22 protein-coding genes, 1 tRNA gene and 3 pseudogenes are annotated in these 21961 nt (G+C 64.3%); 15 read left to right on the top strand and 11 right to left on the bottom strand.

All coding sequences use genetic code 11. The features are described from left to right. Window positions 1-56: 56 nt before the first annotated feature. From FQV39_RS24520 to FQV39_RS24500, 5 genes are all read left to right on the top strand, one after another. Window positions 57-1808 (top strand): ABC transporter permease subunit, encoded by a 1752-nt coding sequence (locus FQV39_RS24520; protein WP_210251141.1) that lies wholly within the window; start codon window positions 57-59, stop codon window positions 1806-1808. 29 nt (window positions 1809-1837) lie between these two features. After that, window positions 1838-2560: an aspartate/glutamate racemase family protein gene (locus FQV39_RS24515; protein WP_149132667.1), complete on the top strand. Its 723-nt coding sequence runs from the start codon at window positions 1838-1840 to the stop codon at window positions 2558-2560. Window positions 2561-2623: 63 nt separating this feature from the next. After that, window positions 2624-3739: an NAD(P)/FAD-dependent oxidoreductase gene (locus tag FQV39_RS24510; RefSeq protein WP_187640047.1), complete on the top strand. Its 1116-nt coding sequence runs from the start codon at window positions 2624-2626 to the stop codon at window positions 3737-3739. Beyond that, the gene (locus tag FQV39_RS24505) at window positions 3723-4016 is read left to right on the top strand and encodes a (2Fe-2S)-binding protein (RefSeq protein ID WP_149132665.1); all 294 of its coding nucleotides are present in this window, start codon (window positions 3723-3725) and stop codon (window positions 4014-4016) included. Before FQV39_RS24510 ends, FQV39_RS24505 begins: the two co-directional genes overlap by 17 nt. Beyond that, window positions 4013-5410: an FAD/NAD(P)-dependent oxidoreductase gene (locus FQV39_RS24500; RefSeq protein WP_248313131.1), complete on the top strand. Its 1398-nt coding sequence runs from the start codon at window positions 4013-4015 to the stop codon at window positions 5408-5410. Before FQV39_RS24505 ends, FQV39_RS24500 begins: the two co-directional genes overlap by 4 nt. A 134-nt stretch (window positions 5411-5544) precedes the next feature. On the opposite strand, the gene FQV39_RS24495 is transcribed toward FQV39_RS24500, so the two are convergent. The 3 genes from FQV39_RS24495 to FQV39_RS24485 all read right to left on the bottom strand — a co-directional run bounded on the left by FQV39_RS24495 (window position 5545) and on the right by FQV39_RS24485 (window position 10093). Further along, on the bottom strand, window positions 5545-7428 hold the full coding sequence (locus tag FQV39_RS24495; protein ID WP_149132663.1) for a TRAP transporter large permease: 1884 nt from the start codon (window positions 7426-7428) through the stop codon (window positions 5545-5547). 191 nt (window positions 7429-7619) lie between these two features. After that, complete coding sequence (locus FQV39_RS24490) at window positions 7620-8636, bottom strand: TRAP transporter substrate-binding protein (RefSeq protein WP_149132662.1); 1017 nt, start codon at window positions 8634-8636, stop codon at window positions 7620-7622. A gap of 41 nt (window positions 8637-8677) precedes the next feature. Continuing rightward, entirely contained in the window at window positions 8678-10093 is a 1416-nt protein-coding gene (locus FQV39_RS24485) for an FAD-binding oxidoreductase (RefSeq protein WP_248313130.1), read from the bottom strand. Between the two features lie 107 nt (window positions 10094-10200). Between FQV39_RS24485 and FQV39_RS24480 the strand changes: the two genes are divergently transcribed. From FQV39_RS24480 to FQV39_RS24460, 5 genes and pseudogenes are all read left to right on the top strand, one after another. Continuing rightward, a complete protein-coding gene (locus tag FQV39_RS24480) occupies window positions 10201-11025 on the top strand; it encodes an isocitrate lyase/PEP mutase family protein (RefSeq protein WP_248313129.1) in 825 nt (274 codons plus the stop codon). A gap of 8 nt (window positions 11026-11033) precedes the next feature. Then, window positions 11034-11765, top strand: a complete 732-nt coding sequence (locus tag FQV39_RS24475) for a GntR family transcriptional regulator (RefSeq protein WP_149132660.1) — start codon at window positions 11034-11036, stop codon at window positions 11763-11765. 17 nt (window positions 11766-11782) lie between these two features. Then, window positions 11783-12013: an amidohydrolase family protein gene (locus FQV39_RS24470; RefSeq protein ID WP_149132659.1), complete on the top strand. Its 231-nt coding sequence runs from the start codon at window positions 11783-11785 to the stop codon at window positions 12011-12013. Between the two features lie 5 nt (window positions 12014-12018). After that, a pseudogene (locus tag FQV39_RS33865) lies at window positions 12019-12276 on the top strand (LysR substrate-binding domain-containing protein); the annotation flags it as partial. Window positions 12277-12549: 273 nt separating this feature from the next. Continuing rightward, window positions 12550-12924 (top strand): phasin family protein, encoded by a 375-nt coding sequence (locus FQV39_RS24460; RefSeq protein WP_149132658.1) that lies wholly within the window; start codon window positions 12550-12552, stop codon window positions 12922-12924. Window positions 12925-13133: 209 nt separating this feature from the next. Here the strand turns inward: FQV39_RS24460 and FQV39_RS24455 are convergent, their stop codons facing one another. Continuing rightward, window positions 13134-14447, bottom strand: a complete 1314-nt coding sequence (locus FQV39_RS24455; protein WP_149132657.1) for an adenylate/guanylate cyclase domain-containing protein — start codon at window positions 14445-14447, stop codon at window positions 13134-13136. A 602-nt stretch (window positions 14448-15049) separates the two neighbouring features. On the opposite strand from FQV39_RS24455, the gene FQV39_RS24450 reads away from it, so the two are divergent. Further along, window positions 15050-15364, top strand: a complete 315-nt coding sequence (locus FQV39_RS24450; RefSeq protein WP_149132108.1) for a DUF3303 domain-containing protein — start codon at window positions 15050-15052, stop codon at window positions 15362-15364. Window positions 15365-15766: 402 nt separating this feature from the next. Here FQV39_RS24450 and FQV39_RS34450 read toward each other — a convergent pair. The 5 genes and pseudogenes from FQV39_RS34450 to FQV39_RS24425 all read right to left on the bottom strand — a co-directional run. Continuing rightward, window positions 15767-15925 (bottom strand): annotated as a pseudogene (locus FQV39_RS34450) (DUF7696 family protein); the annotation flags it as partial. 90 nt (window positions 15926-16015) lie between these two features. Then, window positions 16016-16222 carry a hypothetical protein gene (locus FQV39_RS24440; protein WP_149132656.1) on the bottom strand — a complete coding sequence of 69 codons (207 nt, stop codon included), beginning with the start codon at window positions 16220-16222 and terminating at the stop codon, window positions 16016-16018. Window positions 16223-16245: 23 nt separating this feature from the next. Continuing rightward, window positions 16246-16491, bottom strand: a complete 246-nt coding sequence (locus tag FQV39_RS24435) for a hypothetical protein (RefSeq protein WP_149132655.1) — start codon at window positions 16489-16491, stop codon at window positions 16246-16248. Window positions 16492-16579: 88 nt separating this feature from the next. Further along, entirely contained in the window at window positions 16580-16861 is a 282-nt protein-coding gene (locus FQV39_RS24430; RefSeq protein WP_149132654.1) for a hypothetical protein, read from the bottom strand. Between the two features lie 251 nt (window positions 16862-17112). Further along, window positions 17113-17202: transfer RNA gene (locus FQV39_RS24425), tRNA-Ser, on the bottom strand. Between the two features lie 296 nt (window positions 17203-17498). Between FQV39_RS24425 and rplU the strand changes: the two genes are divergently transcribed. From rplU to FQV39_RS24405, 4 genes and pseudogenes are all read left to right on the top strand, one after another. After that, window positions 17499-17993 (top strand): 50S ribosomal protein L21, encoded by a 495-nt coding sequence (gene rplU, locus FQV39_RS24420; protein ID WP_149132653.1) that lies wholly within the window; start codon window positions 17499-17501, stop codon window positions 17991-17993. Between the two features lie 169 nt (window positions 17994-18162). Continuing rightward, on the top strand, window positions 18163-18429 hold the full coding sequence (rpmA, locus tag FQV39_RS24415) for a 50S ribosomal protein L27 (protein ID WP_149132652.1): 267 nt from the start codon (window positions 18163-18165) through the stop codon (window positions 18427-18429). A 155-nt stretch (window positions 18430-18584) separates the two neighbouring features. Next, entirely contained in the window at window positions 18585-19271 is a 687-nt protein-coding gene (locus tag FQV39_RS24410; RefSeq protein ID WP_149132651.1) for a GNAT family N-acetyltransferase, read from the top strand. Window positions 19272-19463: 192 nt separating this feature from the next. Further along, window positions 19464-19750 (top strand): annotated as a pseudogene (locus FQV39_RS24405) (GIY-YIG nuclease family protein). 127 nt (window positions 19751-19877) lie between these two features. On the opposite strand, the gene denD (FQV39_RS24400) reads toward FQV39_RS24405, so the two are convergent. Together denD (FQV39_RS24400) and denD (FQV39_RS24395) are read right to left on the bottom strand one after the other, a co-directional pair. Continuing rightward, window positions 19878-20861, bottom strand: a complete 984-nt coding sequence (gene denD / locus FQV39_RS24400; protein WP_149132650.1) for a D-erythronate dehydrogenase — start codon at window positions 20859-20861, stop codon at window positions 19878-19880. A gap of 39 nt (window positions 20862-20900) precedes the next feature. After that, window positions 20901-21887, bottom strand: coding sequence for a D-erythronate dehydrogenase (denD, locus tag FQV39_RS24395; RefSeq protein ID WP_149132649.1), 987 nt, complete (start codon window positions 21885-21887; stop codon window positions 20901-20903). Window positions 21888-21961: the final 74 nt, after the last annotated feature.

The raw sequence follows: 21961 nt of genomic DNA, 5'->3' as shown, positions 1-21961 counted from the left end.
GGGACTACCAGTCGTCTTCCGTTGCCGACCGCGGGATGCCGCCTCTGCAGTCGCGTATGCGTCGCGCGAGACGACTCCTGCCGCTGGCCCCTTTGTTCGCGTTCCTGGCGATCTTCTTCTTTTTCCCGGTCGCGCAGATCCTGTCGTTGTCGGCATTCGACCAGGGCGGAGCCTTCACCTCCGCCAATTTCACCAAAGCCTTCTCTGACCCGCTCTATTTCGACGTCCTGCTGATCACCTTCAAGATCGCCGGCTGGACCACGGTCATCTCAGTCGTCGGCGGGTTTCCGGTCGCCTATTACCTCGCCAACGCTGCACCCCACAGCCGCAACGCGCTGGTCATCTGGGTCCTCCTGCCGTTCTGGACGAGCTTCCTGGTTCGGACCTTCGCCTGGATGATCCTTCTGGGGCGGAACGGAGCGGTCAACCAACTCCTGCTGGCGCTCGGCATCGTCGACGCGCCGGCCTCGCTCATCTTCAACCTGACGGGCACCCTGATCGGCATGTCGCATGCGATGCTGCCGCTCGCGGTCATGACCATGCTACCGGTGATGCAGACGATCGACGGCAACCTGTCACGGGCCGCGGAGACGCTCGGTGCCGGGCGCGCGCAGATCTTCTGGCGCATCTACATCCCGCAATGCATGCCTGGCATCAGCGCCGCGGCGATGATGGTGTTCATCAGCTCGCTGGGCTTCTTCATCACCCCGGCCCTGCTCGGCGGTGCGCGCGAGACCATGCTGACTCAGGTGATCATCACCCAGATCCAGGAGTTGCTGAACTGGCCGGCGGCGAGCACGCTCTCGGTCCTTTTGCTTGCGGCCTCGATCGTGGTCTTCGTCGCCTATGACCGCGTCGTCGGGCTCTCCAGCCTGGCTGGCGGCTCGTCGGACCGCTCCGCCCGATCGGTCACGGGATGGTCGCGCATTCTAGACCTACTCGGCCGGGCGATCGTGAACGGCCTTGGAAGCCTCTGCGCCAGTATCGGCGCGGTGTTGGCCAAGCTCCTGCCCGCGCGTGCCTTCCGCGGCCTCGGCCGGGCAAGCAGCCTCGTGCTCTTCCTGCTCGTCGTCGCTTTCCTGCTGATTCCGACGCTCTTCGTGATCCCCGCCTCCTTCACGCCGGGCAATGCGGTCCGGGCCAATCCAAACGGCTTCTCGCTGCGCTGGTACGAGGCCGTCTTCGCCTCCTCCGACTGGACCAGCGCGGCCTGGAATTCGCTCGTCGTCGGGCTGGCCTCGGGCGCAGTCGCGTTGGTGCTGGGCACGATGGCCGCGTTCGCGATGGCCTGGAATCGCTTTCCCGGCAAGACCGCCGCGCTCGCAGTGATCCTGTCGCCGCTGATCGTGCCGCGTATCGTGATCGCAGTCGCCCTGTTCTTCCTCTATTCGAAGCTGGAGCTGGTCGGGACGGTGACGGGACTGGTCATCGCGCATGCCGTGCTCGCGGTCCCCTATGTCGTCATCACCGTCATGGCGGTACTGGCGACCTATGACCGGCGGCTCGACCAGGCGGCGGCGGTGATGGGTGCGGGGCGGTGGCAGACCTTGCGCCGGATCACCTTGCCGATCATCCGGCCGGGATTGCTCTCTGCCTTCCTGTTCGCCTTCGTCACCTCCTTCGACGAATTGACGGTCGCGCTGTTCCTGACGGGCGGCTCCTTCAACACGCTGCCGCGCCAGATGTGGTCAGACCTCCTGCTCCAGATCAATCCGACCCTGGCAGCCGTCGCGACCTTGCTGCTGGTGTTGATGACCGGCCTCCTGTTCCTCAACGAGCGATTCCGGCGTTCAGCCGGCCGCAGCTGACGCCCGCGGGCGCGATCTGGAAGGGTTCCATGAGCAACAACCTGCGCAAGAAGACCTATTACGGCGTCACCGTCGGCATCCTCATGGTCAATAGCCGCTTCCGGCGCTGGCCCGGAGATATCGGCCATGCCGGCACCTGGGACTTTCCGGTGCAGTACAAGATCGTCCACGACGCCGTGCCGTCGCGCATGACGGAGCTGCACCAGTCGAGCCTGCTCGAACCGTTCAAGCGCGCTGCGCAGGAGTTGATCGATGCCGGCGTCGACGGCATCACCACCACCTGCGGTTTCCTCTCGATCTACCAGCGCGAGCTGGCCGACTTCTGCTCCGTGCCGGTCGCGACCAGCGCGCTGCTGCAGGTGCCGATGGTCGAGCGTATGCTGCCGACAGGGCGGAAGGTCGGCATCCTCACCTACAATGCCGAGGCGCTGAACGGCTCTTACCTGCACGCCGTCGGCATTGCCGAAGATACCCCTGTCGTGGGCCTGCCGCAGAGCTCCGAATTCGTCCGCAGCATCCGCGAGGGCGACGACACCGTTCCCTATGAGATACTGCGCGACGAGGTTCTCGCCGCCGCGGGCGATCTCCTCAGCCGGCATCCGGACGTCGGCGCCATAGTCGGGGAATGCACCAACCTGACGCCGTTCAGCGCCGATATCGCCGAGCGCTATGGCTTGCCGGTCTTCGACGCGGTCACGATGGTGAACACCTTCCATGCGGCGCTGAAGCCGCGGCGCTTCGGCACCGATTGACGCCAGCGCCGCCATGGAATGGGTTCGGACATCCTCGCTCCACGGCGAAATCGGCAGGACCGCATGAGCGGCGCGCACAAGACCGGTATCGCCGTCATCGGCGGGGGCATCGTCGGCGCGAGCGTCGCCCATGGTCTCGCAGCCCGCGGTGAGGCGGTGACGCTGTTCGACGAGGGCGACATCGCCTTCCGGGCGGCGCGCGGCAATCTCGGCAATGTCTGGGTGCAGGGCAAGGGCGCTGGCGGTCCGGCCTATGCGGACCTCACCCGCCGGGCCGCGCGGGACTGGGATACCTTCGCGCGAGAACTCGAGGCCGAGAGCGGGATCGACCTGCATTTCCGCCGATCGGGAGCGTTCTTCTTCTGCTTCTCCGAGGCGGAGCTGGAACGCCGCGGCAAGATGATGACCGATCTGGAAGCTCAGGCCACGGTCCCGAGCCGCTTCGAGATCATGGACAATGATGGCATCCGCAAGCTGCTGCCCGAGGTCGGGCCTGCCGTCGTCGGAGCGACGTTCTGCAGCGACGACGGCACGACCAACCCGTTCCACCTGCTGCGCGCTTTGATCTCGGTCTTCCAGCAGCGCGGCGACTATCGACCCCATCATGCCGTCACGAGCGTCGCACCGAACGGCACCGGGTTTCGGGTGACGACGTCGCAGGGAAACTGGCACGCCGACCGGGTGATCCTCACCGCCGGGCTCGGCAACAAGGAACTCGCGACGAGCCTGGGCCTGTGCGCTCCCGTTCGTCCCGTCCGAGGGCAGATCATGGTCACGGAGAAGTTGAAGCCTTTCCTGCGCTACGGGATCAGCTTCATCCGCCAGACCGTGGAAGGCGGCATCGTCTTCGGTGAATCCTCCGAGGAGGCCGGGCTCGACGACCGCACCACGCCCGACGTCATCCAGACGACGGCCCGACGGGCCGTGGCCGCCCTGCCTCTGCTCGCCGATGCGCAGGTCGTGCGCAGTTGGGCGGCTCTGCGCGTGATGTCGCCGGACGGCATGCCGGTCTATGCCGAATCCGCGGCGCATCCGGGCGCCTTCCTGGTGACGGTTCATAGTGGCGTCACCCTCGCGCCCTTCCACGCCGGCCCGCTCGCCACCGCCCTCTCCGCCGGCCGGCTCGACCCGGCGTGGCAGCCTTTCTCATCGGATCGCTTCAGTGTTCCAGCGCCTTGACCTTTCCGAATTCGACACCTCGTTCAGATTCGGCGACACAACCGTCCCCGCTCGCGAAGGCGAGAACCTGGCGGCTGCCATGCTCCGCGCCGGCATCAAGGCATTCCGCAGCACGCCGCGGTCAGGAGCGTCACGCGGCCCCTATTGCATGATGGGCGTCTGCTTCGAATGCCTCGTCACGGTGGACGGCCGGCCCAACCGGCAGGCCTGTCTCGAGACCGTACGCGCCGGCATGGTCGTCGAGCCGCAGGCGGGCGCGGCGGAGATCCGCCGGTGAGCGCCCCGTTCGACGTCGCGATCATCGGCGCGGGGCCGGCGGGCATGGCGGCCGCCGTCACGGCCCGCAAGCACGGATTGAGTTGCGTGGTGTTCGATGAGGCCCGCAAGCCCGGCGGCCAGATCTACCGGGCCGTCACTGAGCGGCCGGAACAGGATCGCCGCGAGATTCTGGGGCCGGACTATTATGCCGGCCGCGAACTGGCCGAGGCCTACCAGCGCTCCGGCTCGGAGCATCGGGGCGGGACGATGGTCTGGTCCCTCGCGGAGGGTGAGATCCGTTGGCGCTCGCGCGAGGGAGGTGGGGTCACCCTCGCACGCCGGATCGTCGCGGCCACCGGCGCGATGGAGCGTTCCTTTCCTGTCCGCGGCTGGACGCTGCCCGGCGTGATGACCGCAGGTGCGGCGCAAATTCTGCTGAAATCCGCCGGTCTGGTGGAGGACGATCTCGTCTTCATCGGTTGCGGCCCGCTGCTCTATCTCGTTGCAGCGCAATATTGCCGTGCCGGTCGCCCACCACGGCTGGTCGTCGACACGGCGCCGCGGAAAAACCTGATGGCGGCCCTCCCCCATCTCCCGCGGGCACTTCTTGCCGCCGCTTATCTCTCCAAAGGGCTCGGCCTGATCCGCGAATTGTGGGCCGCAGGCGTCCGGGTCGAACGCGGCGTCGAGCAGGTCGAGATCGAGGGCGAGGATGCCGTGCGCGGCGTGAAGTGGTTCAGCGGCGGACGCTGGCAGCGCACTGATGCAAGCCGCCTCGCGCTCCATCAAGGCATCGTCCCCAATGTGAACCTCGCCATGGCGCTGCGCTGCCGGCATGTCTGGGAGGAGCGCCAGCGCTGCTGGCGCCCCGTGCTCGACGATTGGGGGCGCTCCAGCCAGCCCTGGCTCTGGATCGCAGGCGACGAGGCCGGCATCGCCGGCGCCGCTTCGGCTCGCCTGAGCGGCACGCTGGCCGCACTCGATATCGCCCGCGACCTCGGAGCGATCGGCGAGACCGAGCGGGACAAGGCGAGCAGCCCCGTTCGCGCCGCGCTCAGGCGGGACCGCGCCATCCGGCCGTTCCTGGAAACGCTCTACCGCCCGGCCGATGCCTTCATCGTGCCTCATGCCGACGATGTCGTCGTCTGCCGCTGCGAGGAAGTGACACGCGGTGAGATCGCCCAGGTGGTGAAGGAAGGCGCGGCCGGCCCGAACCAGGCGAAAGGCTTCCTGCGTTGCGGCATGGGTCCCTGCCAGGGCCGGCTCTGCGGCCATACGATCACGGAGACGATGTCCGCGCTGAGCGGGCGCAGCCCGGCGGAGATCGGTTATTTCAGGCTGCGCATGCCAATCAAGCCGGTCACGGTCGGAGAGATCGCGGGAACGCCCGCGCCGGATGCGCTGCAAGCGTGAACATCCGCAGGGGGCGGTCACCGCCCCTGCGGATGTCGCGATGTTCGAGGCGCTGATCCCACCTTCATCGCGCCCGGCTGGGCGCCCAATGTGACGATCCGATGGAGGATCGTTTTGTGTCTGGGCTCGACGACTTAAACAGCCATGCCGAGGTAGCGCGGCAGCCAGAGCGAAAAGACCGGGAACACCACGAGCGCGAGGAGCGCGATGATCAGCACGGCAAGGTACTTCATCATCGGGCGCGTGACGTTCTCGATCTTGGTGCCCGTCATCGCGGTCGTTGCGAACAGACCCACGCCGATAGGCGGCGCGAAGAAACCGAGCCCCATCGCCACGACCATCACCGTGCCGAACTGGAGCGGATTGATCCCGAGCTTGATCGCGATTGGCGTGAGCAGCGGACCGAACAGGATCAGCGCCGGAGCGCCTTCCAGAATCATCCCGAAGAAGGCCATGACCACCACGCTGATCAGGATGAATCCGATCGGGCCCAACTCGTGCCCGATGCCGGTCATCAGCGTGGAGATCTGGTCGGGGATGCGTTCGATCGTGATCGCATAGGAGAGGCTGGATGCGGCCGCGACGATGAAGAGGATGCTGCCGGTCATCGCCGCCGAGCGCACGAAGAGCTGGACGATGAGGCGCCAGCTGAGCTCGCGGAAGGCCAGCCCGCCGACGAGGAAAGCGTAGACCACGGCGAAGGCCGAAATCTCCGTGGAGGTCGCGATGCCGGCCGTGACGCCACGCCCGATCATCAAGATCATGGCGAGCGTCACGCCCGCCCCCAGGACGAGCGGCAGCATCGGTCGCTTCGTGCCGCCGACGAAGACCTTCTCGACATCGACCCGCTGGCCGTAGATCACGGCGACGGCTGCGAGCGCTGCCGCCATCAGCGCCGCCGGAATGAGCCCGGCCATGAACAGCCCGCCGATGGAGATATTCGAAACGAAGGCAAAGATGATCAGGTTCACGCAGGGCGGAATCGTCTCGGCCATGACGGCCGTACAGGCGAGCAGACCCGCCGTCTCGTTCTCGTCCTGCCCCGTCTTGCGGATGGCGGGCATGATCACGCCGCCGACCGCCGCGATGTCGGCGAGCTTGGAGCCGGACACTCCGGAGAACAGCGCGGTGGCGAGGATGACGATGAGGTTCATGCCGCCCTTGACGCGACCCATCATCCGCAGCAGCAGCTCGATGAGGCGTGACGACATGCCGTTGCTTTCCATCGTCAGCCCCGCCAGCACGAAGAAGGGGATGGCGAGGAGGACGAAGTGATTGGCGCCGGACGCAACCTGCTGAGCCCAAATGAGCATCGGCAGGGAGGGATCCGCGAGAAAATAGGCCATGGCTCCGAAAGCGAGTGCGAAGGCGATCGGCACTCCAATGAGCAGGCCTCCGACGGCGGCGAGCACGAGCAGATGAAGCGGCGCGAGGGCGTGGTCGGGAACGAGTGCGTTCCAGCCGGCGATACCGGCCAAAACGGCGAGCAGGGGGGTGAGTGCAGCCCGGCGCGGGCCGGCGGCTATCTTCAGCACATTGCCGAGCGCGAAGGCGGCCATGATGATGCCGCCGAGCAGAACGGGCAGCAGGAAGATCCATTGCGGCAGGCCGGTCGGCGTGAGCTGGCTGGCCGTGTCCCGAAAGAGTTCGACGCTGGACCACAGCAGCGTGCCCGAGACGAAGAGGGTGATCCAGGCTGCCGCGGCAGCCGCCACCGCCTGCCCGCGCGGAGACAGCATGAGCACGAGGACATCTATGCCGATATGCTGCGAGCGCGCGAGCGCGCTGGCAGCCCCGAGGAACACCATCGTGGTCATGAGGCCGCTCGCGACCTCCTCCGCCCAGTCGAACGGGGCATGGAGAAAGTAGCGGAAGATGACGGAGATGAAGACCACCGCGACATCGACGGCGAGGATCACCCCGCCGAGATATTCGATGAAAAGCAGGATCCGCGCCGCAAAGCGGTCCTGCACCGCGCGCGACTCGAGCGTGCTGCCGGAAACGGCGACGGCGTCCATCCGCGTATCCTCCCTCTGGCCGGTTTGTGCCAGATCACGTCGCATTTTGACGGAATCGTCAAAATGCGAAAAACGTGATCGATTCTAAAAGTTTAGAGCATTGCTTCTGCGAAAAACCGGTACCCACTTTTTCGCGCAATGCTCTAGGCCCGGCTTGTTCTCTCGGTACGGCTTTTGCGTGCCGCAGCGTTTCAGGCCGTGGCCTGGATCTTCTCGAAGAGAGGAGCGGTGGCGGGGTATTGCGTGAGGTAGGGCTTGTAGAGCTCGTTCGCCATGCGGCGCTTCAGCTCCGCGATCTCGGCCTCGGGAACCTCGGTATAGGCCATGCCCTTGCCCTTCAGCTCGGTGACCGCCTCGGCCTCCACGTCCTTGACCTCTGCCCGTGAGATGCGGGTCGCCTCATCGGCGGCCTGGCGGAAGGCGGGCATGAGGTCGGCTGGGATCTTGGCGAGGCCGCGCTTGCCGATATAGGCCAGCATCGGTGTGTAGATGTGGCGGGTCAGGAACCCGCGATTGGTCACCTCGAAGAGCTTGTAGGCGATCGCCGTCCCCGGATCGTGCTCGAAGCCGTCGACGACGCCGGTCTGGACCGCGGTATAGAGCTCGTTGATCGGAATCGGGGTCGGTGTCGCGCCGATGATGTTGAAGGTGTCGATAAAGGCTTTGGTCGGCAGCACGCGCAGCTTGACGCCCTTGAGCTCGGCGACGCTCGCGATCGGCTTCTTCGTGTAGATGCTGCGCGCACCGACCTGGAAGCCCCAGCCGAGGATGTTCACGCCGGTGCGGTCGGACAGCATCTTGTCATAGGCCTGGCCGACGCCGGCATCGAGCGCGCGCGAGCAGTGGTCGTAGCTGCTGAACAGGAAGCCGAGGTCGAGCATGCCGAACTCCGGCACGACGGTGGCCCAGATCGAGGCGCCGGTCAGCATCATGTCGACGGAGCCGACCTTCACCTGGTTGACGACGTCAGCTTCCTTGCCGAGCTGGCCGTTCGGGAAATATTCGAGCTTGATCCTGTCGCCTGCGAGCTTCGCGATCTGCTCCGCGAAAGGCTTGTACCAGAGATAATGGGCGCCGAATTTGTCGGCCGGAGCCGCCGACGAGACGCGCAGCGAAATCGGAGCGGCGGCCTTGGCGATGAAAGGGGCGCACAATCCAGTGGCGGCAGCACCGGCCAGGACGCTGCGGCGGCTCGGGAAGCGATTCATGATGTTCCTCCGTTTTCTGGGATTGGCCGGTTCGGGCCGGCTTATTCTTCCGGCAGCACCTTGCCTGGATTCAGGATGTTCAGCGGGTCGAGCGCGCGCTTGACCTTTTTCATCATCTCGACCGCGGGCCCATGTTCGAGCCGCATGAACTTGATCTTGCCGGTTCCCACGCCGTGCTCGCCGGTGCAGGTGCCGTCGAGCGCCAGAGCGCGGCGCACCAGCCGGTCGTTGATCGCGGCCGCTTCTGTCAGTTCGCGCTCGTTCGCGGGATCGATCACGAGGCCGAGATGGAAATTTCCGTCTCCGACATGACCGACCATGCTGATCGGGAAGGAGGCGCCGGCGATATCGGCCTGCGTCTCGTGGATGCAGGGTGCGAGCGCCGAGATCGGAACGCAGACATCGGTGCTCCAGATTTTCGCGCTCGGGCGTAACGACTGCACGGCGTAGTGGGTGTCGTGGCGCGCCTTCCAAAGGCGGTTGCGGCTGTCGGCGTCGCTTGCGGCCGTGAAGTCGAGAGCGCCGAAATCCGCGCCTAGAGCCTTTACCGTCCCCGCCTGTTCTCTGACGCCGGCCTCCGTGCCATGGAACTCGAAGAACAGCGTCGGCGCCTCCTTCAGTCCAAGCTTGCTGAAGCGGTTGACGGCCTGCACGGTGGTCGTATCGAGCAGTTCGACGCGGGCGACCGGGATGCCGCACTGGATGACCGCGACCACGAGGCTGACTGCATCGTCGATGGTCGAGAAGGCGCAGACGGCTGCACTCACCGCTTCTGGAATGCCGTAGAGGCGCAGGGTCACCTCGGTGATGATCGCGAGGGTGCCTTCAGATCCGACGAGCAGCCGCGTCAGGTCGTAGCCGGCCGAGGATTTGCGGGCGCGGCGTGAGGTTCGCACGATCTCGCCATCGGCCGTCACCGCCGTCAGCGAGATGACGTTTTCACGCATGGTGCCGTAGCGGACGGCATTGGTGCCGGAGGCGCGGGTCGCGGCCATGCCGCCGATCGTGCTCTCGCCACCGGGGTCGATTGGGAAGAACAGGCCCGCGTCGCGGAGATGCGTGTTGAGCTGCTGGCGCGTGACGCCCGCCTGGACCGTCACGTCGAGATCCTCTGGTCGGACCGCGAGGATGGCGTTCATTCGGCTCATATCGATGCAGACGCCGCCGTGGACCGCGCCGACATGACCTTCGAGGGAGGTTCCGGCCCCGAAGGCGATAACGGGAATGCGGAAAGCGGCGCAGAGCCGGACGATCGCTGCGATCTCCTCGGTGCTTTCGACGTAGCAGACCGCATCCGGTGCGCGGGTGGCGTGATAGGACTCGCCACGGCCGTGATGTTCGCGGTCAGCTGCGGCGACGCTGAAGCGGCGGTCGAGAAGAGCCTTGAGGCTTTCGCCGAGCTCGGCCGGCAAGCCACGGTCGAGCGCCCTGCTCGAAGTTACAACCGCGTCCATCATTCCTCCCGTGCGCCTTCCGGCGCTCTTGTTGACAGCGCTGTAGCATGCGCCTCATATCAAGGCAATAATTGTATACAGGACACTGGACACAAATTGAAGGAATGAAGATGAATCTGAGGGAGAGGCTGCGCCGCCCCGGGATCGTGGTCGCGCCCGGCTGCCACGACGCTCTCGGCGCGCGCATCATCGAGCGGGCCGGATTCGAGGCGATCTACATGACGGGGAACGGCCTTTCGGCGAGCATCCTGGGTGCGCCCGATCTCGGGCTGCTCACGCTGACCGAAATGGCGGCCCGTGCTCGGGCGATCGCGGCGAGCATCGCCGTGCCGCTGATCGCCGATGCCGATACGGGTTACGGCAATCTCAACAACGTTGCGCGCACCATCGCGGAATACGAGATGGCTGGTGTCGGCGCGCTGCACCTCGAGGATCAGGTTACGCCGAAAAAATGCGGTGCGATGTCGGGTCTCTCGCTGGTTTCGGCGGACGAGCACGCCGAGAAGATTCGCTGTGCCGTGAAGGCGAGGCGCAATCCCGACATGCTGATCATCGGCCGGACCGACGCGCGGCTGGTGCTCGGCCTCGATGAGGCAATCGCTCGCGGCAAGGCCTATGCCGAGGCTGGCGCAGATCTCGTGCTGATCGAGATGCTGCAGAGCGAGGATGAGATGCGTCAGGCCGTGCGCAGCATTGACGCGCCGATGATGTTCAACTCCGTCGACGGCCGCACGCCTCCGCTCACCGCCAGCGCGTTCGAATCCATCGGGTTCAAGCTCCTGGCCTTTCCTCTTTCGGCCACGCTGGCTTATGCTCGGCTGATGGAGGCGTTTGCAGCCGATCTGAAGGCTAGCGGTTCAACGAATGGCTGGACTGACAGGATGACGAGCATCCACGACTACGAACATATCCTTGGCCTCGAACGCTACGCCTGAATCGAAGCATGTATCCCAACCGCCGCCCGACCAAGCGCGCTACTTCCGACAGGGGTCTCGAGCCCGTGCTTCAGGAGCTCGAACACCCTAAGTCGCTGGCCGAAATGGTCGAGACGCGGCTGCGCGATGCCATCGTCAATGCCGAGCTGCCTTTCGGCCGCGCGCTACCCGAAGACGAGACGGGGCTAGCCCTCGGCGTGAGCCGTACGCCCCTACGAGCCGCACTGGCGCGGCTCGCCTCGCTCGGCCTTGTCACCATCGTGCCCAATCGCGGCGCCTTCATCTTCGATCCGTCCCTCGATGATGTTCGGCAACTCGCCGCCTTTCGCCTGATGCTCGAGACCAAGGCGATGGAGCTCTGCCTGGATGGTTCCGCATCGGCCACGCTTGCTGAGCTGTCGGAGGTTCTCACACGGATGAGTGAGGCGCATCGGCGACAGGACGGTACGGCCTACGCGCAAAGCGATACCGAATTCCACGAGGTCTTCTTCAGGCACTGCGGCAACGCCTTCGTCGCCAATGCGTTCAGGACGATCTCCTGGCAGGTTGCGGCGCTGCGTGCGCATCTGTCGGTCGATCGTTCCTGGGAGCGCGACACTTCCTTCGCAGAGCACTGTGAAATCGTCGAGGCTTTCGCGCGCGGCGATCGGGCACGTCTCGAAACGATCCTCAGCGATCACATCCTGCGGGCTGCCAAGGCCTATGCCAACGTCTTGAAACACGTGTCGCAGTCCTCATGACGGCCGGCGCGCGGGCCATGCCTAACTTGCTCTGCGACAGCGCGATCCATGTCTACGAGAACGAGCGCCCTACAGCGAAGACGGCGACGCAAGCCCCGCCACACGCACCTTTCGAAGCCTATCGCGCCGTCCAGGCCGCGCTCGACCTGTCGCGTGTCGTCGTTTCCCAACCGACGGCCTATGGCTTCGACAACAGCCTGATCCTGGAGGCGCGCCACACCGGTCTGACGAGTGCCGCTAGCTGTTAGCGCGTAGCCACGACCTGACGATCAAGCTCTTCGCTGAAGTTGGGCTTCAGGCGAAAATCGCCCAGATTGCCGAAGCGAAACAAACCATCGTCAGTCTGGTTGCGGCTGGGATCGGCATCGCCATCGTCCCGCGTTGGACATCACGCATGGCCATTAGCGGGGTTCGATACCTCTGGCTCGCGACGCCGATAGGCACGATGAACACGCTTCCGCTGGTGGCCGTCTGGGTGCGCGGTTCGCGAGATCCTGTGCGAGATGCCATGCAAATCGCATGGTGGAGCGCCGAGCTCGGCGATCAGGTTGCCGATCAGCTTGTGTCGACCTCGAAGGACGTGCCGCCGTTAAGACTTGAACGGTCGCGATCGGAACAGTCTGCACTTGCTGCAGTGCAACATACCCTTGACATTAATGCTGCAATGCACAATTTGGCGACCAGTCCCCGGTGGTGATCTCTTTCACGCGATCTTGGGGCGACACGTCGGGCCGTTCTTCCGGCCCTTCACCAAAGGCGGCACCCAGGTGCACAGGAGAAGACCATGATCCAGCAGTTCGAGACCTTCCAGAAGGCTTCCAAGGAAAACGTCGACGCCGCTCTGAAGGCTTTCGGCGCCACCTCCAAGGGCGTACAGACCATCGCCGTCGAGACCACCAACTATGCCAAGAAGTCCTTCGAGGCCGGCACCGCCGTAATCGAGAAGCTCGCTGGCGTGAAGACCTTCGACAAGGCCCTCGAGATCCAGGCCGACTACGTCAAGACCTCGTTCGAGGGCGCGGTCGCCCAGCTCACCAAGATGGGCGAGCTCTACGCCGCTCTCGCCAAGGACGCCTACAAGCCGGTCGAGGGCATCGTCGCGAAGGCCGCTCCGGCCGCCGCCGCTGCTGTCGCTGCCGCGACCAAGCAGGCCGCCTGATTTCGGCCGGCCGCCGCAAGGCGGCCGCGCTCCCAGTGAGTAGAGTTGCGTAGGCTGTGTTTCGGCGTGCAAGTTTGGGTCTGACGCAATCTCGCTGCAGCCCGGGATTATTGTGCTCCGACAAGGCGCGCTACTCGCCCCGTGACCGCTAGATATCGGTCGCTGGAATGGAAGCTGCCACATCTATCTGGATGCCGTCCTCGCGTTCCTTACCGTTCAGCTACGAATATACGCCATTCGCCAGGGATGCCCTTTAGGGATTGGATCCCGCGGTCGCCGAATCGCAACCCAGAGCCAGCTACCAGATCCTTCACGGTGCCCGACACCAAAACCTCACTTGCACCGGCAAGCGCCGCAACGCGCGCGCCGATGTGGACGGCGATGCCGCCGACATCCTCGCCGATCATCTCACATTCGCCTGTATGGAGCCCGGCACGGATTTCAATGCCGAGGGGTTTAACTTCCTCGGCAATGGCATAGGCGCAGCGAACACCGCGCGCTGGACCGTCAAAAGTGGCCAGAAATCCATCGCCGGTCGTTTTGACCTCGCGGCCGCGAAAGCGTGCGAGATTGCGCCGGATCGTGGCGTGATGGTTGTCAAGGAGGTCGCGCCAGCGCTTGTCGCCTAATGCGGCAGCTTTCTCGGTGGAAGCGACAATGTCAGTGAAGAGAACCGTGGCGAGGACACGATCGATTGGGACGGGAGCCCGTGATCCAGTTAAAAATTCTTCGACTGCATCGGAGATTTCGTCCGCGCTCTCACCAACGTAGAATAGTTGATCGGTACCCGGAAACTCCATGAGCCGAGCGCCGGGAATATGTGCCGCTACATCCCGCCCCCCTTCGACGTTGACAGTCTTGTCTCCGGTCCGGTGGATCACGAGAGTTGGCACCCGAACCGCCGGTAGAATCCCGCTGATTTCGATCTGGCTGTTCATGCGCATGAGAGCGGCCACGGCGGCCGGACTGGCGCCGAGCCGCTCGTTCCGCCCCCACCAGCGCTGGAAGGTCGCGTCATTTGCGCGCGAGGGTGCAAATCTTCGCACGCTGCCACCCGTGCCCCATGCCTGCTCGACATACCCGAAGAAAGCCGCGAGCGCCTCGTCGGTCGGAAACCAGTAGGAAAACCGCGAGAAGCTGCCGTATAGCACCAGCGCGCGGCAACGGTGCGGGTAGGTTGCCGCAAATAAAATGGACAGCGGGGCGCCTTCGGAAATACCGAATATCGCAGCCTGCTCCATGCCGACGGCATCCATGACCGCTCGGAGGTCGTCCATGCGCTGATCGAGGCCGGGAAGCTCAGCGACCCGATCTGACATGCCGGTGCCGCGCTTATCGAAGGTCACTACCGTGGCGTAACTGGCCAATCGCCTCAGAAAGCGAGCGAAGTCAGGTTCGTCCCAATAGTTCTCGACGTTCGACACGAACCCTGGAACCAGAACCAGGTTGATCGGACCATCGCCAAACGTCTGGTAAGCAATGTGAACGTCGCCGCTCCTGGCGTATTGCGTTGTTGGCTGCATGGACGGCCCTCTCGTAAGGTCCCTGGCTGAGCACCGACCCTGGCTGAACGATAGCAAATAATCTTGCCTATCGAAAAACGAAGTCTGTTGTTGTGCCCATCTTCATTGGCTGTGGCATGCGGGGGCGGCGTCGTTTCGTAATAGCTACCCCGCGAGAGCGATGGCGATTTCCTGCTCAAGCTCGATGACGATGCGCCGATATTCATCTGCGATAGCGGCTGCCGCCGGCCCCTTTGCTGAGCCCATTGGACGGCCGCGACCGATGCTAGCTCGTAGCTTTCGTAAAGATCAGCCACAGGGCCCTCGATCGCCCGCATGAGTACATCCCGCCGGTCGGGCCAGCGGAGCATCAGACGGGCTAAACCGGACTTCTGTTCTGGCGTCATGGCGAGCAAGTCATTGCCTATGCGCGCTAGTTCGCCGCATGGGCGCCGCCTATTGTCCTCAGGTGCTTAGGCTACACCTTCAGCGCCGTGAGGTAAGCGTCGCCCTTGTGCAGAGCGGTCGCTGGGTAGAACTTGATAGCGCGGTCGCATCCATCCTGGAGGCGTCCTGAGATCTGACCGGGGGTTGAGTCGACTGCAGAAGCGGGAGATGACGCCATGAAATACATGATCAGCTGGTGGGAACGACCACAAGGTTCAGCCATAGAGTATGAGAACGCGCAGAAGCGGATACTTGAAGTTTTTCGCCAGTGGAAGGCGCCTGAAAACTTCAAGATCGAGCTCTTCGTGGTGCGAGTAGGGGATTGGGGAGGTTACATGTTGGCGGACTGCGACGATCCGCTCACCGTCCACAAGTTCTGTTCCATGCTCCCCGCATTCGAATTTCAGGCGAGACCCGTTATTCCGGTCGAGGACGCCGTGCGCGGCGAACTCGAAGTCATTGCTTGGCGCGATGGTCTGGCGAGCGCTTGAAGCGCGCGACCGCGATGGGGGGCGACCTGACATCGGTCAGCGGCGTGTCGCGCGCCGAGTCTCCTTCACGACCGTTGGAGCTGTAACGGCACCTGCCGCTCCGCCGACAACCGCGCCAACTGGTCCGCCTACCGCGGCGCCGGTGCCAGCTCCGACAGCAGCTCCTCCAACCCGTTGCTCGGTCGTGCTACAGGCAGTCGCGACGATCGCGGCCGTGATTAGCATGGATATCGTCAGGGCATTCATGGGGCATCCTCCCTAGCCCGGCAACGCGCACCGAAGATCGCAGTTCCGCCAATCCTTGACGCGTGGCGCATCTCCGCCGGAACCATTGTTACGATGACGCCACCGGCGCCATGAGGGAGTCTGCAATCGGTTGGTAGAGGACCTCAGCCTTCGCCTTCAGCGCCGCATAGCGATCGATCTCGGCGGGTATGAACGCCACGGCGGCCCTCCGCGAATGCTTTTGATGCCCCTCAGGGTATCCTTCATGCCGTCCAGGGCCTCATTGCGGTCGCTGAGCTTCATGCCGGCCAGATATCGCACCTCGCACTCATGCTTCCACTCCTCCGATCAGGTCGAGACCTCGCGCCCGGCGAAGATGGAAAACTTCATGGGAGGCTTGTCGGGCGGGTAAGGCATCGGCGTCGGTCAGTGCATCTTGTGGAGCTTCGCCTGTTCCAGATTCGCTTGGGCGAGGAAAGCTTCCAACTTCGTCATCGCTTCCGGCGCGAGGTGAATCTCGATCGGGCGGCCGTCGATGCCGCGGCAGGTCAGACGCGCCGGTCCTCCGGGCTCCGCTGTAACTTCCAACCGGCTGATGTCGACGACTTCAATCTTGAGGAATTTACTGCTCACCGGAGCTCCCTGGTGGCTGGCCGTCAGTCCTCGCAACGGGTCAGTATTTTTCCCGACGGAAGCGAGAAGCGGGACTCGTCTTCGTAGCGAACCGGCATGCCGTCCTTGAGCGTGTAGGATGTCATCGACAGCCCAGGCCAGTCACGCCAGACAATGACGATATAGTGGTTGCCATACTCATCTTGGCAGCGCTCCCGATAAAGCTCGCGCTTGGGCGGCATCGGCCGGCGGCGCGAGAGCGGCCCGTTGGGCTTTCTCAACGCAACCATTTCACACCTCACACAACGCATTGATGAGGAATTCAACCCGCGCTCTTGCTGTTCGTTCCCTAGCGGCAAGCGGTTACGGCGCGGGCCTTCACACGGAACGCTTCTTTCGATCGTCCTTGCGCTTATCCTGCTCAACTGCTGCCCTTGCTGACCGCGTGATGGTTGCTATTGCCAAGGGAGGATTGCCGGATTTCTCGGATATGACACGATCCTGCTCCAGAATTGTCGTCCGCGCAGGCTCGTCGCCGTCCAGGCCGCCAAGCAACGATGTGGGAACGCGCCGGTTGGAGGTTCTCGATCCGTCTTCATAAACGACATCGAACATCGTGAACTCGGTGTCGAGAGCTTTGGATTTTGTCCGCTTAGCCATTCTAACTTCCTTGCCGCGACGCGCGCCTTATGAGTGTGCTCTCATGGCACTCGCTTGCATCATTCGCCCCCCAGCCTCGCGCGGAGCTGCCTTATCGCTGGCACGCATCGCGCAAAGCGAGGAAGCGATCGAAACGAACGCCCACTAAATTGACGGAGAACGAAGGTTTTCACGTGGTGGGGTAAATGGCGAGGTTGCAGTTCCCCGTCAAAATTTTTCCGATGAAAAATCGATCAGTTGAAGCGAGAGAGTGGCGGACAGGGAGGGATTTGAACCCCCGATACCCTTGCAGGTATGCCGCATTTCGAGTGCGGTGCATTCAACCACTCTGCCACCTGTCCGCGGTCGCCTTCGGTCGAAGCGAGGCGCTTACTACACAAGCCACGCCCGAGGAGCAAGCCTCCAGGTCATGAGAAATCCACTCTTCCCCGCCGCTTTTGCTTGACCTTCCGCCTAAGCCCGACTATCGAGCACCGTCCGGCGTGGGGAAACCCGCGCCTGATCTCTTTTGGCCTGCGTGATGCGTCGCAAGCCGGATAGAGTAAACCAGACCACGCAATCGACTGCCAAAAAGCCGTCCCGCATGTGCCTTCACTTCGGAGGTCATGACAGGGCGGGGCCGAACATGGAGGACAAAATGTTCGCAGTCATCAAGACCGGCGGGAAGCAGTTCCGCGTCGCCGCCAACGACAAGATCACCGTTGCCAAGATCGAGGGCAACCCGGGCGACACCGTTGCCTTCGGTTCCGTGCTGATGCTCACCGAGGGTGAGAAGACCACGCTCGACACCAAGGCCCTCTCCGAGATCACCGTCGCCGGTGAGATCGTCGAGCAGGCTCGTGGCGAGAAGGTCATCGCCTTCAAGAAGCGCCGCCGCCAGAACTCCAAGCGCAAGCGCGGCTTCCGCGCCGAGCTGACCGTCATCCGCATCACCGACATCCTCACCGGCGGCAAGCAGCCGGAGATGAAGAAGGGCGATGTCGCCGCCGCTGCGCCGACCGCCGCCAAGGCCAAGGCCGCTCCGAAGGCCGCCAAGGCCGAGGCTGGCGAGGAAGCCGAAGCGCCGAAGAAGGCTGCCGCCAAGAAGGCGCCGGCCAAGAAGGCGGCGAAGGACGAGGCGTCTGAGGCCTGAGGCCGGGTTTCCCGGCGTCAACATTCGCGCCGGATCACCATTTGCCGAGGCTTCGCCCTTGGCCTGTCACTCCTGACAGAATGGTGTTCCGGCATTTCGTATCCGAGACGGGTGGCCTTTGCCCTCGATTCGGGTTAGAGAGACAGCACAAGTTTTGAGGTAGGGCGTTATGGCTCACAAAAAGGCAGGCGGCTCGTCGCGTAACGGCCGCGATTCTGAAAGCAAGCGACTCGGCGTGAAGCGCTTCGGCGACCAGGCCGTCGTTGCCGGCAACATCATTATTCGTCAGCGCGGCACCAAGTGGCATGCCGGCGCCAATGTCGGCATGGGCAAAGACCATACCCTCTTTGCGACGACGAATGGCCGCGTCCGATTCACGACGAAACTCGGCCGAGCTTTCGTGAACGTAATTCCGGCCCAAGAGGCCGCAGAGTAAAAGGCGGATAGGGAAATCTCTCGATCCGCCGGTTCCATCGAACCGAACGGATCAAGGGTAAAAAGGCCCGAAGAGGGTCTCCCGAAGGTCAGCGAGAGGGGAGATGGGACCAAAGTCCCAGCTCCCTTTTTTCGTTTGCGCCGACGGAGAGACCGATGTTCCCCGAACTGACCCGCGACGATGTCTTCCGGCTCGAGACCCGGCGTCTCTGGCTGCGCTGGCCGCGCATGGCCGATGCCGCTGCCATCCTTCGCCAGGCCGGCGAGAAGTCGGTGGCGGAAATGACGGCATCGATTCCGCACCCCTACCCGCCCGAGGCGGTGGAGCCCTTCATCTTCGCGATGCGCAAGGGCAACGCGCTGGGCGAGCATCTCGTCCTGGCGATCACCCCACGCGCCAAGCCGAACGAGCTGATCGGCATCATCGGAGCCCATAAGCGGGCTACGGGCGTGCCTTTCCTCGGCTACTGGCTGGGTACATCGCACTGGGGCAAGGGCTACGCGACCGAGGCGGTGCAGGGGCTGATCGATACCCTGTTCTCGCTGGTCGACGTGCCGGCGATCGACGCCGATACCCGCGTCATCAACCCGGCCTCGCGGCGGGTTCTGGAGAAGTCCGGCTTCCGGGCCGAGGGCTCTTTCCTGAAGTCGCTGCCGGCCCGCGGCGGACTGTTCCCCTGCGAGCAGTTCCGGCTCGACCGCTCGACCTGGGCGGCGTTGAAGAGCTGGAGCGCCAGCGGCTGGACACCGCACCCGGAGCTCGATGACGGAGAGGCCGAGGCGCCTGCGCTGGAGCCCTCCATTCGCGTCCAGCAGTCACAGGGCGAGCCCTGCCCGGCTTGAGCGGAGGATGGCCGGAGAGCGTGGCTCTTCCCGAGGCACTCTCCCCTCCGTCATTGCGAGGAGCGAAGCGACGAAGCAATCCAGGAGCCGCGGGGCGGAACGGTTCAACCCCGTCCCCCTGGATTGCTTCGCTGCGCTCGCAATGACGGATACGGCTCGCTCTGCTACGTTACCTCGCAAGGGACGAGCGACATGCGCAAGCCGACCGTCTACATCATGGCCACTCGGCGCAATGGGACGCTGTATGTCGGCGTTACCAGCGGGTTGGCTGAGCGGGCATGGCAACACCGAACGGGCGCCGTCCCCGGTTTCACCAAGCGTTACAATTGCAAGCTGCTCGTCTGGTTCGAGCGCCATGAGCGCATGGAAGAAGCAATCGCTCGGGAAAAGCAGCTCAAGGCGGCTCGCGGGCGAGGAAGCTCGCATTGATCGAGACGCTCAATCCATTGTGGCAAGACCTCTACGAAGACCTCGCCTGATCCTCCACGTCATTGCGAGCGTAGCGAAGCAATCCAGGGGGACTGGGTTGAACCGTTCAGCCCTGCGGCGCCTGGATTGCTTCGTCGCTTCGCTCCTCGCAATGACGAGAGCGCTTCTACAGCCCCGTTACTTCACGAACGTACCGTGCAGCTCATCCTCGATATGGACGCGGATGATCTCCTCGAAGCTCGACTCCGCCTTGAAGCCGAGCGCCAGCGCCCGCTTCGGGTTGAAGTTGCGCGGCCAGCCTTCGACGATCTTGTCGATCACCGGATCGGGCACCCGCTTGATCCGGGCGACGACATTGTCGCCGGCGACCTTGCGCAGCGCCTCGATCTGCTCGGCGACGGTGCAGGAGTAACCGGGCATGGTCAGCACCCGGCGCGGACCGATTACGGCGGTATCCATCGTCGCGGCATGGATCAGGAAGCCGACGGCCGAACGCGGCGAGGCGTGCCAGTGGCGCACCTGATCCGAGACGGGCAGCACCGCCTCCTCGCCGTTCAGCGGCTCGCGGATGATGTTGGAGAAGAAGCCCGAGGCCGCCTTGTTGGGCTTGCCGGGGCGCACGCAGATCGTCGGTAGGCGGATGCCGACGCCGTCGAAGAAGCCGCGCCGCGAATAGTCGCAGAGCAACAGCTCGCCGATCGCCTTCTGCGTGCCGTAGCTGGTCAGCGGCGTGGTGAAGAACTCGTCCTCGATCTTGTCGTGGAAGGGCGCGCCGAACACGGCGATCGAGGATGTGAAGACCACGCGCGGCTTGTAGCCGTCGCCGGCCTTGCGGATCGCCTCGAAGAGATAGCGCGTGCCGTCGAGATTGATCCGGTAGCCCTTGTCGAAATCGGCCTCGGCCTCGCCGGAGACGATCGCCGCGAGATGGACGATCAGCTCCGGTCGCGTCGCGATCAGGCTTTCCGCCTCGCCCTCGATCGAGAGGTCGGAGATCACCGCCTCGAAATCGAAGGGAGCGGCTGGCGGGGGTGAGGCGACGACGACGTCCTGCGCCGTCACGCGCGTCACCGGCTTGCCGCCGAGCGCGCCGTCGCGCGCCAGTCGCTCGATGAACTTGCGCCCGACCATGCCGGCGCCGCCGAGAACGAGAATATGCATCGGTTCTGTCCTGAAGTTTTGGTCTGAAGTTTCGCGTCGTCAGTTCGGAAGATAACCGCCGAGATCGTCCTCGATATGGACGCGGATGATCTCGTCGAAATCGCGTTCGGCCGTAAAGCCCAACGCCAGCGCGCGCTTCGCGTCGAAGCGGGTCGGCCAGCCGGCGACGATGGCCGAGGAGGCCTCGTCCGGCGCGCGCCGGATCAGCTTCACCGCCTTGTCGCCGGCGATGCGCCGGAGCGCCTCGATCTGTTCGCCGACGGTGACGCAGACGCCCGGCATGGTCAGGTTGACGCGCGGCCCCAGCGCCTCGCGCCTGAGCCCCGCGGCATGGATGAGGAACCCGACGGCCGAGCGCGGGCTGGCATGGGTGAAGAGCACCTCGTCGCCAACCGGCAGCAATGCCTCCTGCCCCTGCAGCGGCTCGCGGATGATACCGGAAAAGAAGCCGCCAGCCGAGGCATTCGGCTTGCCCGGCCGAACCACGATCGAGGGAAAGCGGATGCCGACGCCATCGACGAAGCCGCGCCGCGAATAATCCGCCAGCAGCAATTCGCCGATCGCCTTCTGTGTGCCGTAGCTGGTCAGCGGCGTGACGTGGAACTCGTCCGAGATCGCGGGCGGGAACGGCGCACCGAAGATGCCGCTCGAGCTGGTGAAGACGAGCTTGGGCACGTAGGCTGCGCCGCCCTCGTGTCGGATCGCGTCCAGCAGATTGCGCATGCCGTCGAGATTGACGCGGTAGCCCTTGTCGAAATCGCGCTCGGCTTCGCCGGAGATGATCGCGGCGAGATGGAAGATCAGGTCCGGACGCAACGCGGCGAGCTCCTTTGCTACGGCCGCATCGCCCGAATCCTCGACGCGGATCGTGGCGCGGCTCGCGAGCTCGGCCGGCAGGGAAGAAGGCACCACGTCGGTGAGGGTGAGCTTGCTGATCGCTTTGCCCGCACAGCTCCCCTCGCGCGCCAGGCGTTCGGCCAGCTTGTGGCCGACCATGCCGGCCGCCCCCGTGATCAGGACATGCATGGGCTCTCCCTATCCGTTTTCGTGCCGGGTCGCTGTTTGGCGCGACCTCTTGAACGATGGCGGACGGAGGACCG

This window comes from Bosea sp. F3-2, from assembly GCF_008253865.1.
GTDB lineage: Bacteria > Pseudomonadota > Alphaproteobacteria > Rhizobiales > Beijerinckiaceae > Allobosea.
This window is presented reverse-complemented; position numbering and strand designations above follow the sequence as displayed.